The organism is Streptomyces thermoalcalitolerans, from assembly GCF_039525155.1.
In the GTDB taxonomy this organism is placed as follows: Bacteria; Actinomycetota; Actinomycetes; order Streptomycetales; family Streptomycetaceae; genus Streptomyces; species Streptomyces thermovulgaris.
Genome location: NZ_BAAAHG010000008.1, coordinates 1 through 16362 on the forward strand (window position 1 = coordinate 1; position 16362 = coordinate 16362).

Here is a 16362-nt window from a genome sequence, read left to right on the forward strand (position 1 = left end):
CCCCGCCGCCGCCCGGCCCCGGGCCCCTCAGCCGGAGGCAGCCGCCCCGCGCCCCCTCCGTCTCCTCCGCGCCCTCGGCCCCCGCGCCGTCCGGCAGGGCTTCCGGCGCCGGCGGGAGGCGCACCCGGCACCCGCCCGTGTGCCGTCCCGCACCGTCACCGTCCTCGCCTTCCTCCTGGTCGTCGTCGCCCTGCTGCTGCCGAACAAGCCGGACCAGTTCAAGGTCGCGACCTTCACCCGGCTGCCGGTGGAACTGCTGCTCTGGGGAGCCCTGCTGATCGTGCTGCCGCGCCGGCCCCGCACGGTGGCGGCGGCGCTCGGCGGGCTGGTCCTCGGTGCGCTGACCGTGCTGGCCCTGATGGACATCCAGTTCCACGAGTACCTGGGCCGCGGCTTCAACGTGATCCTGGACTGGCAGCTGCTGGACGACGCCCAGTCGTATCTCGCGGACACCCTGGGCGGCACCGTCGCCCTGCTCGCCGCCGTCGGTGTCGTGCTCCTCGTCCTGGCGCTGCTCGTCCTGATGACGCTCGCGGTCGTCCGCATCGGCACCTTCCTCGGCCGCGACAGGACCCGCTCGATGCGCGGACTGCTGCTCCTCAGCGTGCTGTGGATGCTGTGCGCGGCCCTGGATCTGCGGATCTCCGGCTTCCCGGTGGCCTCCCGGCACACGGTCGCGATGTTCGAGTACCGCCAGGAGGGGATACGCACCACGCTCGAGGACGAGCGGGAGTTCGCGCGGATGGCGAAGGCCGACCCGTTCGGCGACACCCCGGCCGATCAGCTCGTGCCGGACCTGCGCGGCAAGGACATGATCTTCACCTTCATCGAGAGCTACGGCCGCAGCGCGATCGAGGACCCGATCATGGCGCCCGGCGTCAACCGCACTCTCGAGGCCGGCACCCGGGCCCTGGCCGAGAAGGGCTTCCACGCCAAGAGCGGCTGGCTGACCTCCGCGACGTACGGCGGCGGCAGCTGGCTCGGCCACTCCACGTTCATGTCGGGCCTGTGGATCGACAACCACAGCCGCTACCGCACGGTGACCGCCGGCGACCACCTCACCCTGACCAAGGTGTTCAGGAAGACCGGCGCCTGGGACACGGTCGGCATCATGCCGGGCGTGCAGAAGACCTGGCCGGAGGCCAAGTGGTACGGCCTGGACAAGGTCTACAACGCCTTCCAGATGGGCTACAGGGGACCCAAGTTCAGCTGGTCGACCATGCCCGACCAGTACGCCCTGGAGGCGTTCGAACGCCTGGAGCACGGCAGGAAGCGCGACAAGCCGCTGACCTCGTTCGTCATCCTGACCTCCAGCCACCAGCCCTGGGCGCCGATCCCGAGGATGGTCGGCTGGGACGAGCTCGGCGACGGCTCGGTCTTCAAGGAGATCGAGGCGTCCGGCGTCAAGGCGGCGGACATCATCACCGACCCGATCCGCTCCCGCGAGGAGTACGGCAAGTCGGTCCAGTACTCGCTGACCGCCCTCACCGAGTGGATGGAGCGCTACGCCAAGGACGACACCGTGCTCGTCGTCCTCGGCGACCACCAGCCCAAGGCCCAGGTCAGCGGCAGCAACGCCAGCCGGGACGTACCGGTCTCCATCGTCGCCAAGGACCCGAAGGTCCTGGAGAAGATCGCCGACTGGGGGTGGACCGACGGTCTGCGGCCCGCCCCTGACGCCCCGGTGTGGCGGATGGACGCCTTCCGCAACCGCTTCCTGACCGCGTACGGTTCCGTCCCCCACCCGGCCGGAGGCCAGGGAACGTTGCAAAAGTAACGACATCCGTACAGAGAGCTACCGGATCACGAACACGTTCCGTGTCACCGTCCGCCCGGCGACCGCAACGGCCCCCTCAGCCGCGCAGCCCCTGCGCGCCTCTTGACGGCACTGCGCGCCGGGCAGCGGTAACAAGTGCGTGCATCCTGCACAGACCCCTGTTCATCAGGCACTTCTGTTGCTAGCGTGCCGCTCTGCGCAAAAGAAGATGACCAAGGAAACGTGTTCATGTCCAGTCCCTCCCGCGAGCAGTGGGGAAGCCGCGCGGGCTTCCTGTTCGCCGCGATCGGGTCGGCGGTCGGTCTCGGCAACATCTGGCGTTTTCCCGCCGTTGCCTATGAGAACGGTGGCGGGGCCTTCCTGCTGCCGTATCTCGTCGCGCTGCTGACCGCCGGTATTCCGTTGCTCGTCCTCGAATACGCGATCGGGCACAAATTCCGGAAATCGCCCCCGGCGGCCTTCCGCGGACTCGCCAGACCCACGGAAGCGCTCGGCTGGTGGCAGGCCGCGATCTGCTTCGTGATCGCCGCCTACTACGCCGTCATCATCGCCTGGGCGGTGCGCTACATCGGCTATTCCTTCGGCGAGCAGTGGGGCAAGGACCCCAACGGCTTCTTCTTCGGAAACTTCCTCCAGGCCGCCGAGAAGCCCGGCCTCATGTCCTCCTACGTCGGCGGTGTGCTCTGGCCGCTCATCGCGGTCTGGGCGGTCGTGCTCGTCATCCTGGCGCTCGGCATCCGCAACGGCATCGAGAAGGCCAACAAGTTCTTCATCCCGCTGCTGGTGGTCTTCTTCGCGATCCTCGTCGTCCGTGCGCTCACGCTCGAGGGTGCCGCCCAGGGCCTGGACGGCCTGTTCCGGCCGGACTGGTCGGCGCTCGGCAACGGCAGCGTGTGGGTCGCCGCCTACGGACAGATCTTCTTCTCGCTGTCCATCGGCTTCGGCATCATGATCACGTACGCCTCGTACCTGCGGAAGCGCTCGGACCTCACCGGCTCCGCGATGGTGGCCGGCTTCGCCAACAGCGCCTTCGAGATCCTCGCGGGCATCGGTGTGTTCGCCACCCTCGGCTTCATGGCCGCGGCCCAGGGCGTCGGGGTGGACGAGGTCGTGAGCTCCGGCATCGGCCTGGCGTTCGTGGCGTTCCCGACGGTGATCTCCCAGATGCCGATGGGCACCCTGTTCGGCGTGCTGTTCTTCGCCTCGCTGGTGCTCGCCGGCCTCACCTCGCTGATCAGCATCGTGGAGGTCGTCATCGCCGCCGTACAGGACCGCACCGGCCTGGGCCGGCTCCCGGCGACCCTGGGGGTCGGCGGGGCCATCGCCCTGGTGTCGATTCTCGTCTTCCCGACCGACAGCGGCATCTACGTGCTGGACGCGGCCGACCACTTCATCAACCAGTACGGCATCGCCCTCGCCGCGCTGATCGTGCTCATCGCCGTGGGCTGGCTGCTGCGGCGCCTGCCCGTCTTCCAGAGGCACGCCAACGAGACCTCCGCGATCCCGCTCGGCCGCTGGTGGCTGGTCTGCCTCGGCATCATCACTCCGCTGGTGCTCGGCTGGATGATGACCGACAGCCTGCGCGCGGAGTTCGCCGAGAACTACGAGGCCTACCCGACGCAGTTCCTGCTCTGGGCGGGCTGGGGCGTCGCCGCGGCGGCGCTGCTCGTCGCCGTGCTCCTCAGCCTGCTGCCCTGGCGTTCCGCCGACTCCGAGGCCGCCCTCGAGGCGGGCACGGACACCGGCTCGGCGGCACGGGACGCACAGGACGCACGGGAGAAGGAGAGGAACTGATGTCGGCGAGTGCGATCATCATGCTGATCGTGGCCATCGTGATCGTCTGGGGCGGTCTGGTGGGTGCTGTCGTCCAGCTGCGCCGCCACCCCGAGCAGCCCGAGGACGACACGGCCCCGACGCAGCCGACGGCCTGAGCCCTCCGTACACGGACAGGACCGACACGGCGCGGCGCCCCGCCCGGGGCGCCGCGCCGTGCGTTCGTTCGCCCCAGCCGGACGATCCGGTCGATCCATCCGGTCCGGCTGGTGGGAGACGCCGGTCAGCCGCCGGAGGTGTCCAGCTCGGCGTCCTCGCCGACACGTGCGCAGTCGTACGGGTCGTCGAGCCAGCCCTCCGGCAGCACCACCCGGTTGTTGCCGGACGTACGGCCGCGGGGCCCGTCTGCGCCGGCCGGCCAGGGCTGGTCGAGGTCCAGTGCGTCCAGGCCGGCCTGCAGCTCCTCGAGCGAGGAGGTGAGCGCGAGCCGCTTGCGCATCTCGGAGCCGACCGAGAAGCCCTTCAGATACCAGGCGACGTGCTTGCGGAAGTCGACGACGCCCCGCGACTCGTCGCCGAGCCATTCGCCCAGCAGCGTGGCGTGCCGGACCATGACATCGGCGACCTCGCGCAGCGTCGGCCTCGTGAAGTCGTCGCGCCCTTCGAAGGCCGCCACCAGATCGGCGAACAGCCACGGCCGGCCCAGGCAGCCGCGCCCCACGACCACGCCGTCGCAGCCGGTCTCCCGCACCATCCGCAGCGCGTCCTCGGCCGACCAGATGTCGCCGTTGCCGAGCACGGGGATCTCGGGGACGTGCTCCTTCAGCCGGGCGATCGCGTCCCAGTCCGCCGTGCCGCCGTAGTGCTGGGCGGCCGTACGGCCGTGCAGCGCGATCGCCGCCACGCCCTCCTCGGCCGCGATCCGGCCGGCGTCGAGATAGGTGAGGTGGTCGTCGTCGATGCCCTTGCGCATCTTCATCGTGACGGGCAGGTCACCGGCGCCGCGGACCGCCTCGCGCAGGATGGCCCGCAGCAGGTTGCGCTTGTAGGGAAGGGCCGAGCCGCCGCCCTTGCGGGTCACCTTGGGCACCGGGCAGCCGAAGTTCAGGTCGATGTGGTCGGCCAGGTCCTCCTCCGCGATCATGCGGACGGCCTTGCCGACGGTGGCCGGGTCCACACCGTACAGCTGGATCGAGCGCGGCTGTTCGCTCGCGCCGAACGTGATCAGCCGCATGGTCTTGTCGTGCCGCTCGACCAGTGCCCGCGTGGTGATCATCTCACTGACGAACAGCCCTTTGCCTCCGCTGAACTCCCGGCACAGGGTGCGGAAGGGCGCGTTGGTGATGCCGGCCATGGGGGCCAGGACCACCGGCGGCTGGACGCTGTGCGGGCCGATCTGCAGGGAGAAGTTGGACGTGGGCATTTCCCCATTGTCGCGCATCGACAAGAAACCTGTACAGCTCATTAGTTAACCGCACTATTGGATCCGCTGCGCTGTCACCCCTGCCCGGGCCCGGCCACCGGCGGCGGCCGGTGCTCGCGGTCGGCCGATGGTCCCGTCCGGGCCGGGGGCCGCCCGGTGGGACCGCGGACGGGCGCGGTCCCACCGGGCGGCCGTCGCACGGCCGTGGCCTCGGATCAGCCCAGGACCTCCTGGGTGACGACGATATGACCGTCGTCCGGGTTGAGTCTGCCGCCGAGCCGGCTGAAGGCGCCGTCGGTCAGGTCCAGGCACTTGGGTTCCTGCGGAGTCTGCCGGAAGGTGCCGCGGTCGTTGATGCGGACGACCAGGGAGGCGCCGTTGGCGACGTTGGTGACCCTCACCCGGGTGCCGAACGGCAGTTGCGGCGAGCGGGTCAGGGAGGTGGCCGCGGTGTCGGCGTTGTTGTCGAACAGCTCACCGCTGGCGGTCAGCGCACCGGGCGGCTGGGGGCCGTAGTGCGTCGCCCAGCAGGTGTCGGCACTCGGGCTCACGGAGCCGGTGGCGTCGGCGCTGGCGGGAGCGGCGGCCAGCAGCGCGCACACGGCGGCCGCCGCGGCGGCCGGTCGCAGCAGCGGAAGGACACGGCGCATGGGGGGTTCCTTTCTCAAGGCGCCTTGGGGCGTCGTGCGGATGGGAAGGCGTGACGTCACGACCGTCGTGGCGTCGTGACCGTCGTGACGTCACGCGGGGAGAGAGCGCCCGGGAGGGCGGGCCGGCTGTCAGCCGGCGTTGCGGTAGGCGACGCCCGTCTCGTTCGCGGTCGTGCCGTCGTACAGGCCCGTGCCGTCACCGCGGCTGGTGGACAGCGTGAACCACGCGTAGCGCTCGACGAACGGCAGTTGCTCCAGCATGGCGGTGGACTGCCGTACGAACTCCGCCTGCTGGGCCCGGCTGGGGTAACGCGGGGTCCCGGAGGAGAAGTCGGTCAGGGCGTACTCGGTGAGCCAGATCGGTTTGTGGTAGCGGTTGTACACCGCCTGCAGGTACGACCGGAGGTGGCCGGTGGCACGAGTGGGGTCGAAGTCGGAGCCGTACCAGTGCAGCGGGATGAAGTCCACCCGGTGGCCGCGGGCCGCCGCGCCCTGCATGAAGCGGTCGAGCCAGCCGCCGGGGGTGTCGCCGCCGTAGGCGACCGCGGGGGCGCCGAGCCGCAGGCCGGTGGACTGCAGCCGGGGCCACAGGTCGAGGGCCTGCTCGACGCTCATGTTCGCCTGTCCGGGCAGGTCCGGTTCGTTGAAGCCGAGCAGGCTGGTGCCACTCCGCCGGGCCCGGTCGAGTTCGGCGTCGGTGACGGAGCCGGGGCCCCAGATCATGGGGACGAACTCCACGCCGGACGGGGCGGTGATCTGCTGCGGGTCCGACGCCCAGGTGTAGAACCAGCCGGAGCGCGAGTCCCGCAGCGCGTCGGTGACGCCGGGGAAGTTCCAGGCGCTGACGCCCTTCTTCTTCACCGCGTCCGCGGCGGCGGGGGCGCCGCCGGCGGCTCCCGCCGTGCCGCCCGCGGCGAACATGGCCAGCACCGCCAGCAGGACGGACAGCAGCCGGACGGTGCGTATGCTGCGCATGCCTGTCGCTCCCGTCACGCGCCGGCGTGGAACTCGACGGTGAAGCCGCTGCACGAACTGCACTGCTGCATCACCTGGTTGCCGGGCTCCTGGTCATGCCGCGACCAGCCGTAGGCCCGCGGGCAGTGCGTGGCGATCATGTCGCTGTAGGGGGTCTTGGCGTCCCGGTTGGGGTTGGTGCACAGCATCGGTTTGCCGTCGGGCCACCGGGTGAGGTTCCCGGGCGGGCACAGCGGCAGCAGGTTGGTCGAGCAGCCCATGGTGGCGCAACCGCCCCCGCCGGGGCCGACGTTGACCGGGGTGATGGTGATGGGCACCGAGAAGGCGTTGACGTAGCTGACGTTGTACCAGGGGGCCAGGCCGTCGGCGGTGTCGAAGTTGAACTCGGCGAGGCTGACCGGCTGTTCGCTCGTCTCGCAGCGGTCGGCGTACTTGCCGCAGTCGCCCAGCTGGCAGTGGAAGGTGCTGCCCGAGGTGCCGCTGCAGCCCATGCGGGCGAAGAACTTGCCGCGCCAGTGACCGGGGGCGGAGGTCTCGGGGATGGTGATGGTCGCCGACTGGCCGGGCTGCAGCACCGGCAGTCCGGTCAGCGGCCTGGAGCCGTCGTTGTTGACGGCGCTGCCGACCCACACCGTGCGTCCGGTGCGGTTGACGAACGTGACCGTGTGGGGGGCCGCCGCGGCAGCGGCCGCCTCGGTCCGGTGGGACACCGGGGCGGCGTTTTGGCCTGCGCCGGACGACGCGCTCGTGGACGGCGCCGCCGCCACCAGGACGGCGGCGGCCGCCGCGGCGAGCGTGGTCAGAATTCTGCGCACGTCTCCTCCAAGGAAGGCGCGGGGAGTGTGGGGGGTTGGGTCAGCGGACCGGGCGGCGGGCGAGGCGCCTGACATCACCGTGGGGCGCGCCGTCGGTCACTGCGGTTCATCTTTTGGATCTGTTCATGACAAACCGCACTCTCGGCCGGTCCGGAACTGACGGCCACATGACAGTGGCCTCCACCCCCGCCTGTCAATGGTCTGCACCAAGTGGCGAAGGATTCCGGCCATCTTCCGCCCGCCCGCACGGCGGCCGGGCGGCCGCCGATCCCTCGCTTTCCGCCCCGGCGGGGCCGCACCTGAGGCAGACTTCCGCCCATGTCCCGTACGGTGCGGCAACCCGACCGGAGTGAGATCAGCCGCTGGGACCGGCACGGCCGCCGGCACGTCGTGCGCGTCCGCCGCACGGCCGGCCTGCCCCTGTTCGGCGCCCTGCTCGGCTGCGACACCTGCGGCTGGCGGAAACGCGCTCTCCTGCCCGGGCCGCGGGCCGAGGAGCATCTGGCCGAGGTCCACCAGGCGACGGTCGACCCGGCGGCGTCCCGGCGCGACGGCTTTCCGACGCGATGACCGTCCGGAGCGACGACTGTCCGGCGCGGCGGCCGTCGCACCCGCCTCCCCCTCGGCACGCGTACTCGACACACGTACGGCCGCCGAGTCGCTCGGCGGCCGTACGTCGTTGCCGTGGCGTTCCGGTCAGCAGCCCACCAGGCGGCCGGCCAGGTAGCTCTCGACCTGGTCCAGCGACACCCGCTCCTGCTTCATGGAGTCGCGCTCACGGACCGTGACCGCGTTGTCCTCCAGGGTGTCGAAGTCGACCGTGACGCAGTACGGCGTGCCGATCTCGTCCTGGCGGCGGTAGCGGCGGCCGATCGCGCCGGCGTCGTCGAACTCGATGTTCCAGTGCCGGCGCAGGGCCTGGGCGAGGTCCTTGGCCTTCGGGGACAGCTCCGGGTTGCGGGACAGCGGCAGCACCGCGGCCTTCACCGGGGCCAGGCGGTGGTCCAGGCGCAGCACCACGCGCTTCTCCATCTTGCCCTTGGCGTTGGGCGCCTCGTCCTCGACGTAGGCGTCGAGCAGGAAGGCGAGCATCGCCCGGCCGACACCGGCCGCGGGCTCGATGACGTACGGCGTCCAGCGCTCGCCGGCCTCCTGGTCGAAGTAGGACAGGTCCTGGCCGGAGGCCTTGGAGTGGGAGCTGAGGTCGTAGTCGGTGCGGTTGGCGATACCCTCGAGCTCGCCCCACTCGCTGCCGGCGAAGTTGAAGCGGTACTCGATGTCGACGGTGCGCTTGGAGTAGTGGGAGAGCTTCTCCTTGGGGTGCTCGTACCAGCGCAGGTTCTCCTCACGGAGACCCAGGCCGGTGTACCAGTTCCAGCGCTGCTCCATCCAGTACTCGTGCCACTTCTCGTCCTCGCCGGGCTTGACGAAGAACTCCATCTCCATCTGCTCGAACTCGCGGGTGCGGAAGATGAAGTTGCCCGGCGTGATCTCGTTGCGGAACGACTTGCCCATCTGGGCGATGCCGAACGGCGGCTTGCGGCGCGAGGTGCTCTGCACCTGGGCGAAGTTGGTGAAGATGCCCTGGGCGGTCTCGGGACGCAGATAGGCGATGGAGCCGGAGTCCTGCGTCGGGCCGAGGTGGGTCGAGAGCAGGCCCGAGAACTGCTTGGGCTCGGTGAACTGGCCCTTGGTGCCGCAGTTGGGGCAGTTGATGTCCGCGAGACCGTTCTCCGGCGCGCGGCCCTTCTTCTCCTCGTACGCCTCCTCCAGATGGTCGGCGCGGAACCGCTTGTGACAGGAGGTGCACTCCGTCAGCGGGTCCGTGAAGGTGGCGACGTGCCCGGATGCGACCCAGACCTCGGGGGCCAGGATCACGGACGAGTCGATGCCGACCACGTCCTCACGAGCCGTCACCATGGAGCGCCACCACTGGCGCTTGAGGTTCTCCTTGAGCTCGACACCCAGGGGACCGTAGTCCCAGGCGGCGCGCTGTCCGCCATAAATCTCGCTGCAGGGGAAAACGAAGCCTCGGCGCTTGCTCAGGCTGACGATGGTGTCGATCTTGTCGGCGGCCACGGTGCTCTCTTCAATACGACGACGGGCGACGAAGCGAGACGCTTCACAGGGCGAATGCCTCAGGGTACCGGCGAGGGCTCCCCCTCGACCAAATCGATGCCGGTTAAGGGCCCTTTTGACCCTCGTCCGCCCCTCCAAGGAGGCTTGTTGACAACGGTTTCCATGTTAGTTGAAAATGACTGTCATGAACGTACGACGACGCCTCATACCCGGGACCGCGGCCGCGGCGGTCATCGCCCTCGGCCTCGGATCCCTCTCCGCCTGCTCCTCTGACGCGGCAGGCAACAGTAGCGGTACGTACAACGTCGTCGCCTCGTTCTACCCGATGGCCTTCCTCGCCGAGCAAATCGGCGGGAAGCACGTTCACGTCACCAGTCTCACCCAGCCGGGCCAGGAACCGCACGATCTGGAGATCAGCGCCCGGCAGACCGCGCAGTTGCAGGAGTCCGACGCGGTGCTCTACCTCAAGGGCCTGCAGCCCTCCGTCGACGAGGCCGTCGCCCAGTCGGAGATCAAGACGAAGATCGACGCGGCCTCCCTGACCACGCTGAGGGAACACGGCGGGAAGGGCGACGGGCACGCCCACGACACGCACGAGGAGGCCCACGAGGGCGAGGAGCACGGCGGCCGGGACCCGCACGTCTGGCTCGACCCGGTGCGCTACGCCCAGATCGCCCAGGGCGTCGGCAAGGCCTTCGAGAAGGGCGACCCGGCCCACGCGGCCGACTACCGCAGGAACACCGAGGCCCTGGTCAAGAAGCTCGACGAGCTCCACACCCGGTACGAGACCGGCCTGAGGAACACCAGGACCAGGACCTTCATCACCACGCACGCCTCCTTCGGCTACCTCGCCGAGCGCTACGGCCTGGACGAGAAGGCCATCAGCGGTCTCGACCCGGAGTCCGAGCCCAGCGCGGCCCGGGTGAGGGAGCTGGAGAGGACGGCGAAGGCCGAGAACGTCACGACCGTCTTCCACGAGACGCTCGTCAGCGACAGAACCGCGAAGACCCTCGCCAGGGACGCAGGCCTGAGGACGGACGTCCTCGACCCGATCGAGGGCATCACCGACGCGTCCCGCGGCACCGACTACTTCCAGGTCATGGACGCCAACCTCACGGCGCTGCGGAAGGCGCTGGGCGCCGAGTGAGCGGCAGGGGCGAAAGGGAACACGGGGACCACCGCAAGCACGGAGAGGACGGAGAGGACGGCATCATGGGCGAACCCGTCATAGCCGTGCACAAAGTGACCGCGGAACTCGGCGCACGCCCCGTTCTGCGCGGCGTCGACCTCACCGTGCGGCGCGGCGAGGTCGTCGCGCTGCTCGGCGCCAACGGCTCCGGGAAGTCGACGGCCGTACGCAGCGTCATCGGCCAGGTGCCGGTGAGCTCCGGCCGGATCGACCTGTTCGGCACCCCGCTGCGCCGCTTCCGCGGCTGGTCGCGGGTCGGCTACGTCCCGCAGCGCACGACCGCCGCGGGCGGCGTCCCGGCGACGGTCACCGAGATCGTCTCCTCGGGCCGGCTGTCGCGCACCCGCTTCGGCCTCTTCCGCAGGGCCGACCGCATGGCCGTGCACCGCGCCCTGGAGCTGGTCGGCATGGCGGACCGTGCGAAGGACTCCGTCGACACCCTCTCCGGCGGTCAGCACCAGCGTGTGCTGATCGCCCGCGCGCTGGCCGCCGAACCCGAACTGCTGATCATGGACGAGCCGATGGCGGGCGTCGACCTGGCCAGCCAGGAGGTCCTGGCGCGCACCCTCCGGGAGCAGGTCGCGACCGGTACGACGGTGCTGCTCGTCCTGCACGAACTGGGGCCCCTGGAGCCCCTGATCGACCGGGCGGTGGTGCTCCGCGACGGCTGTGTCGTGCACGACGGCCCGCCCCCGCGGGCAGTCGGCCAGCACGCCCTGCCCGGCCACGACCACGTCCATCCGCACGACTCCTCGGGCGCCGGCCCGATCCGCACGGGACTGCTGAGCTGATGGAACTCCTGACCTACGCCTTCATGCAGCGGGCCCTGCTCGCCGCCGTCCTGGTCGGCGTCACCGCCCCCGCCATCGGCATCTACCTCGTCCAGCGCCGCCAGTCCCTGATGGGCGACGGCATCGGCCATGTGGCCATGACCGGTGTCGGCCTCGGTTTCCTGCTGTCCGCCTCCCCGGTGTGGACGGCGGCGGCCGCCTCCGTCCTCGGCGCGGTGCTCATGGAGCTGATCCGCTGGTACGGCCGCACCCGCGGCGACATCGCCCTGGCGATGCTCTTCTACGGCGGCATGGCGGGCGGTGTGCTGTTCATCAACCTCGCCCCCGGCGGCTCCAGCGCCAGTCTGACCTCGTACCTGTTCGGCTCGCTGTCGACGGTCTCGCCGTCGGACGTGGCGGCGATCTGCCTGCTGGCGGCCTTCGTCGTCCTGGTCACCCTGGGCCTGCGCCGCCAGTTGTTCGCGGTCAGCCAGGACGAGGAGTTCGCCCGGGTGACCGGGCTGCCGGTGCGCGCCCTGAACCTGCTGACGGCCGTCACGGCGGCGGTGACGGTGACCGTCGCGATGCGTGTGGTCGGACTGCTGCTGGTCTCGGCGCTGATGGTGGTCCCGGTGGCCGCCGCCCAGCAGCTGAGCCGCAGCTTCGCCGCGACCTTCGCGATCGCCGTCGCCATCGGGGTGAGCGTCACGATCGGCGGCACGGTCACCTCGTACTACCAGGACGTGCCGCCCGGCGCGACGATCGTGCTGCTGACCATCGCCGTGTTCATCGCGCTCACCGCTCTGGCCGCTCCCCTGGCCCGGCGGCGCGCACGGGCACTGGCCGCGGCACGCCCGGCCGGGGAGCCGGCGGAGTACGCGCTCCCGGCCGGCCGGGAGACCGCCGACCAGGAGACCGGCGGCCGGGAGCCCGCCGATCGGGGGACGGCCGACCGGGCCGGCACCTGACCGCCCGCGGGCGCGGCTGGCACAATGGCCGGCAAGCCCTGACCTAAGGAGGCAACCGGTGACCACCGCTGGACCGCCCGTGAGGGGGCGCGCGACCAGGCAGCGTGCCGCTGTCGCGGCGGCCCTCGCCGAGGTCAACGAGTTCCGCAGCGCGCAGGAACTGCACGACATGCTGAAGCACAGGGGCGACTCGGTGGGCCTGACGACGGTCTACCGCACCCTGCAGTCCCTCGCCGACGCGGGCGAGGTCGATGTGCTGCGCACCTCCGACGGCGAGGCCGTCTACCGCCGCTGCTCCACCGACGAGCACCACCACCACCTGGTCTGCCGCACCTGCGGCAAGGCGGTCGAGGTCGAGGGGCCGATGGTGGAGAAGTGGGCGGAGGCGGTGGCGGTGGAGCACGGCTACGTCAACGTCTCCCACACCGTGGAGATCTTCGGCACGTGCGCGGAGTGCGCGGCCGCGAGCAACTGACCCCAGAGGGCTTGAGGGGGCGCTGAGCGCCCCCTCACGACGTTTCCCGGGCTTTCCCCGGGACCTCAGGCCCCGGGACCTCAGGCCCCGGGACTCAGGCCCCGGGACTCAGGACGCGTCGCCTCGGGACGCCCCTCGAGGGCGTCCCGTCACCACGCCCTACTGCTGCTGCTTGCCCTCCATCGCCAGCAGCTCCTCGTTGGGGATCGCGCCCCCGAAGCGGCGGTCCCGGGAGGCGTACTCGACGCACGCCCGCCACAGGTCGCGGCGGTCGAAGTCGGGCCACAGGACGTCCTGGAAGACCAGTTCGGCGTAGGCGCTCTGCCAGATGAGGTAGTTGGAGGTGCGCTGCTCGCCGCTCGGACGCAGGAACAGGTCGACGTCCGGCATGTCCGGGTAGTACAGGTACTTCTGGATGGTCTTCTCGCTGATCTTGGCGGGGTCGAGCCGGCCGGCCCTGACGTCCTCGGCCAGTGCCCTGGCGGCGTCCGCCAGTTCGGCCCGGCCGCCGTAGTTCATGCAGAAGTACAGGGTGAGCCGGTCGTTGTCCTTGGTCTGCTCCTGGGCGATCTGGAGCTCCTTGGCGACCGACTTCCACAGCTTGGGCATACGGCCCACCCAGCGCACACGGATGCCGAGCTCGTCGAGCTGGTCGCGGGTCTTGCGGATGAAGTCGCGGTTGAAGTTCATCAGGAAGCGGACCTCGTCGGGCGAGCGCTTCCAGTTCTCGGTGGAGAAGGCGTACAGGGAGACGTTGCCGATGCCGATCTCGAGGGCGCCCTGGAGGACGTCCAGCACCCGCTCGGCACCGACCTTGTGCCCCTCGGTGCGGGGCAGGCCGCGCTCCTTGGCCCAGCGGCCGTTGCCGTCCATGACGATCGCCACGTGCGCGGGGATCAGCTCGCCCGGCAGCTTCGGCGGGCGCGCACCGGAGGGGTGCGGCTCAGGCGTCCGGTACTCACGGCGCTGACGCCCCAGGATCCCGCGTACGGCCATGGTGCTTCTCGTCTCCTCGGTGGTGAACCGGTGTGGGTGGTGAACCGGTGTGGACTGCTGCTCGGGCGTACTACTTTTCCACGTACCGCAGGGAGCGCAGTCCGCGCTCCAGGTGCCAGTGCAGATAGGCGGACACCAGCCCGCTGCCCTCCCTGACGTACCGCGGCTCGCAGGCGTCCGCGGTCGCCCAGTCCCCGGTGAGCAGCGCGCCGAGCAGTTCCAGTGTCCGCGGCGAGGGGACGACGCTGCCGGGCACCCGGCAGTCGGCGCAGACGGAACCGCCGGACGCCACGGAGAAGAAACGGTTCGGGCCGGGCATCCCGCACTGGGCGCAGTCACTGAAGCTGGGGGCGTACCCGTTGACGGCCAGCGAGCGCAGCAGAAAGGCGTCGAGCACCAGGCGCGGGGCGTGCTCGCCGCGGGCGAGGGTGCGCAGGGCGCCCACGAGCAGCAGGTACTGCTGGACGGCCGGCTCGCCCTCGTGGTCGGTGAACCGCTCGGCGGTCTCCAGCATGGCCGTTCCGGCGGTGTAGCGGGCGTAGTCGGTCACGATCCCGCTGCCGTAGGGGGCGATGGTCTCGCTCTGGGTGCACAGCGGCAGCCCCCGGCCCACCAGCTCGCTCCCCCGCGCGAAGAACTGCACGTCCACATGCGAGAACGGCTCCAGCCGGGCCCCGAACTTCGACTTCGTCCGCCGTACGCCCCGGGCCACGGCGCGCACCCGCCCGTGTCCGCGGGTGAGCAGGGTGATGATCCGGTCCGCCTCACCCAGTTTCTGGGTGCGCAGCACAATGCCGTCGTCGCGGAACAGACTCATGTCCCCCATTGTCGCCCACGGCCCGTCCCCGCCGGACCGCGGCCCGCGCTCCCGCCGGCTCAGCCCGGCTCAGCCGGACGGGCGGGTGAAGCGGCGTACGTACCGCTTCTGCCACGGGGTCTCCACCGCGCGCCGGTCGTAGTGGGCACGGACGTACGCCACCGCCTCCTCGGGCGGTACGCCGTCGAGGACCGCCAGGCAGGCCAGCGCCGTGCCGGTGCGTCCCCGGCCGCCGCCGCAGGCGAGCTCGACGCGTTCGCCGGCGGCGCGCTCCCAGGCACGGGTGAGGACCGCGCGGGCCGTCTCCCGGTCCGCCGGAAGGCGGAAGTCCGGCCAGCGCAGCCAGTGGGTCTCCCAGGGGAACTCCGGGGGGCGCTTGCCCAGGAGGTAGACGCCGTACGAGGGGAGCGGCGCCGACGGGTCGAGGGGGTGGCGCAGTCCCCTGCCCCGCACCAGCCGTCCGGACGGCAGCCGCAGCACCCCGGGAGTCCGTTCGTCCCACAGGTGGTGCTCGTGGCGGTCGTTCACGGGCGCGGACATGGGCCTTCCCCCTTCGGTCTCGGACGGTGCCGTCACCGTCCGGCGACCCTACAAGCCGGCGGCCGCGAGGGCCGTGCGTTCACCGGGCGCGATCACGGCAGCGCGCAGGTGCACGGCGCCGTCGGCCGCCCGCCCACGGCGCAGCCGGAGGTGCTGCCGGCGGACCGGCGACGGACCGGCGGTGGACCGGCGGGAAAACCAACGAGAAAACCGGCGGAAAAAGAGCCGGGAGTGCCCGGCCGCGGCACAACCGGTGCGGGGACCGCGGTCGGTCAGGAGGGGGTGCGGGCCGCCGCCAGCAGGCGGGTGACGTCGTCCGTGCGGATGGTCAGGGCCGCGCCGACCGTGGCGAGGGTGTCGCGTTCGGCGGGGGTGTAGGGGCCGTCCGCCAGGGCGATGCGGGCGGCCTGGAGGAGGATCGACTCGCGGCCCGCGGGGGCCAGGTGGGGGGCGAGGGGATCGAGGGCCTCGTGCAGCTCTATGGCCAGGCCCGCGCCGCACGGCCGGCCGTCGCGGACGCGTCCGGTGTCCTCGGCCAGGGCCTCGACCAGGGCGGCCAGCTGTTCCTCGGTGCAGTCGGCGAGGCCGGCCGCGCGGACCGCGGCCGCGGCGGTCTCCAGAGCCGTGCGGGAGCCGGTGCCGCCCGCGAACAGCACGGCCAGGGCGACGGTGTGCACGGCGTCGCGGAGCATCGCCGAGAAGCGTGCCGTGGTCGGGTGGTCCAGGACGTCCGTGCCGAAGCGGCCGCCGCAGGCGGCGCACTCGACCACCGGTGCCGCCGTGCCGCGCGGCAGCAGCGGCACGCCGAGGACGGTGAAGCGCCGGCGACCGCTCAGGCGCTGGTAGTTGCGGTCACCGCCGCAACCGGGGCAGAAGAACTCGCCGTCGCCGACCGGTGTCCATGTGGTACGGGTGCCCAGCATCCGGGCAAGCCTGGCGGCACGGCCGTTTCGTCCCCGTACAGGCAGCACGTCGCACCTCCGTAACCGCACGGCGGCATCGCCGCGCTGGCGTGATGTTAGCCACACCGGCGAGGTGGAGTCAGCACCCGGACGGACCCTCCCCGCGCTCCGTGCGAACAGATGGCCGATATACGACGGTCGCACAGGGCGGTC

Annotated in this window: 17 protein-coding genes; 8 read left to right on the forward strand and 9 right to left on the reverse strand. The window is 71.1% G+C overall.

The window, feature by feature from the left end; genetic code table 11:
- The 3 genes from ABD224_RS07190 to ABD224_RS07200 form a co-directional block, all read left to right on the forward strand.
- Positions 1-1777: alkaline phosphatase family protein (locus ABD224_RS07190; protein ID WP_425580930.1), on the forward strand; the 1777-nt coding region annotated here is incomplete at its 5' end.
- A gap of 228 nt (positions 1778-2005) precedes the next feature.
- On the forward strand, positions 2006-3571 hold the full coding sequence (locus ABD224_RS07195; RefSeq protein ID WP_344048070.1) for a sodium-dependent transporter: 1566 nt from the start codon (positions 2006-2008) through the stop codon (positions 3569-3571).
- Entirely contained in the window at positions 3571-3708 is a 138-nt protein-coding gene (locus ABD224_RS07200; RefSeq protein WP_344048072.1) for a methionine/alanine import family NSS transporter small subunit, read from the forward strand. Before ABD224_RS07195 ends, ABD224_RS07200 begins: the two co-directional genes overlap by 1 nt.
- Before the next feature lie 125 nt (positions 3709-3833).
- On the opposite strand, the gene dusB is transcribed toward ABD224_RS07200, so the two are convergent.
- The 4 genes from dusB to ABD224_RS07220 form a co-directional block, all read right to left on the reverse strand.
- Positions 3834-4973: a tRNA dihydrouridine synthase DusB gene (gene dusB, locus ABD224_RS07205; RefSeq protein WP_344048074.1), complete on the reverse strand. Its 1140-nt coding sequence runs from the start codon at positions 4971-4973 to the stop codon at positions 3834-3836.
- Between the two features lie 215 nt (positions 4974-5188).
- The gene (locus tag ABD224_RS07210; RefSeq protein ID WP_344048076.1) at positions 5189-5623 is read right to left on the reverse strand and encodes a septal ring lytic transglycosylase RlpA family protein; all 435 of its coding nucleotides are present in this window, start codon (positions 5621-5623) and stop codon (positions 5189-5191) included.
- 129 nt (positions 5624-5752) lie between these two features.
- Positions 5753-6598, reverse strand: a complete 846-nt coding sequence (locus tag ABD224_RS07215) for a glycoside hydrolase family protein (protein WP_344048078.1) — start codon at positions 6596-6598, stop codon at positions 5753-5755.
- Positions 6599-6612: 14 nt separating this feature from the next.
- Positions 6613-7413 carry a thaumatin family protein gene (locus ABD224_RS07220; protein WP_344048080.1) on the reverse strand — a complete coding sequence of 267 codons (801 nt, stop codon included), beginning with the start codon at positions 7411-7413 and terminating at the stop codon, positions 6613-6615.
- A 318-nt stretch (positions 7414-7731) separates the two neighbouring features.
- On the opposite strand from ABD224_RS07220, the gene ABD224_RS07225 reads away from it, so the two are divergent.
- Positions 7732-7983 carry a hypothetical protein gene (locus ABD224_RS07225; RefSeq protein ID WP_344048082.1) on the forward strand — a complete coding sequence of 84 codons (252 nt, stop codon included), beginning with the start codon at positions 7732-7734 and terminating at the stop codon, positions 7981-7983.
- 126 nt (positions 7984-8109) lie between these two features.
- Here ABD224_RS07225 and ABD224_RS07230 read toward each other — a convergent pair whose 3' ends face one another.
- On the reverse strand, positions 8110-9492 hold the full coding sequence (locus ABD224_RS07230) for a glycine--tRNA ligase (RefSeq protein WP_344048084.1): 1383 nt from the start codon (positions 9490-9492) through the stop codon (positions 8110-8112).
- A 184-nt stretch (positions 9493-9676) separates the two neighbouring features.
- Here ABD224_RS07230 and ABD224_RS07235 point away from each other — a divergent pair, with 184 nt between their 5' ends.
- The 4 genes from ABD224_RS07235 to ABD224_RS07250 all read left to right on the forward strand — a co-directional run bounded on the left by ABD224_RS07235 (position 9677) and on the right by ABD224_RS07250 (position 12894).
- Positions 9677-10639 (forward strand): metal ABC transporter substrate-binding protein, encoded by a 963-nt coding sequence (locus ABD224_RS07235; RefSeq protein WP_344048087.1) that lies wholly within the window; start codon positions 9677-9679, stop codon positions 10637-10639.
- A gap of 65 nt (positions 10640-10704) precedes the next feature.
- The gene (locus ABD224_RS07240) at positions 10705-11472 is read left to right on the forward strand and encodes a metal ABC transporter ATP-binding protein (RefSeq protein WP_344048089.1); all 768 of its coding nucleotides are present in this window, start codon (positions 10705-10707) and stop codon (positions 11470-11472) included.
- Positions 11472-12419 carry a metal ABC transporter permease gene (locus ABD224_RS07245; protein ID WP_344048091.1) on the forward strand — a complete coding sequence of 316 codons (948 nt, stop codon included), beginning with the start codon at positions 11472-11474 and terminating at the stop codon, positions 12417-12419. Before ABD224_RS07240 ends, ABD224_RS07245 begins: the two co-directional genes overlap by 1 nt.
- 58 nt (positions 12420-12477) lie before the next feature.
- On the forward strand, positions 12478-12894 hold the full coding sequence (locus tag ABD224_RS07250; protein ID WP_344048093.1) for a Fur family transcriptional regulator: 417 nt from the start codon (positions 12478-12480) through the stop codon (positions 12892-12894).
- A gap of 159 nt (positions 12895-13053) precedes the next feature.
- On the opposite strand, the gene ABD224_RS07255 is transcribed toward ABD224_RS07250, so the two are convergent.
- The 4 genes from ABD224_RS07255 to ABD224_RS07270 form a co-directional block, all read right to left on the reverse strand.
- Positions 13054-13890 carry an isoprenyl transferase gene (locus tag ABD224_RS07255; RefSeq protein ID WP_344048095.1) on the reverse strand — a complete coding sequence of 279 codons (837 nt, stop codon included), beginning with the start codon at positions 13888-13890 and terminating at the stop codon, positions 13054-13056.
- A gap of 70 nt (positions 13891-13960) precedes the next feature.
- Positions 13961-14707 carry a DNA repair protein RecO gene (gene recO / locus ABD224_RS07260; protein WP_344048097.1) on the reverse strand — a complete coding sequence of 249 codons (747 nt, stop codon included), beginning with the start codon at positions 14705-14707 and terminating at the stop codon, positions 13961-13963.
- A 69-nt stretch (positions 14708-14776) separates the two neighbouring features.
- The gene (locus tag ABD224_RS07265; protein WP_344048099.1) at positions 14777-15247 is read right to left on the reverse strand and encodes a protein-tyrosine phosphatase family protein; all 471 of its coding nucleotides are present in this window, start codon (positions 15245-15247) and stop codon (positions 14777-14779) included.
- A gap of 272 nt (positions 15248-15519) precedes the next feature.
- Positions 15520-16218: a TerB family tellurite resistance protein gene (locus tag ABD224_RS07270; RefSeq protein WP_344048101.1), complete on the reverse strand. Its 699-nt coding sequence runs from the start codon at positions 16216-16218 to the stop codon at positions 15520-15522.
- Positions 16219-16362: the final 144 nt, after the last annotated feature.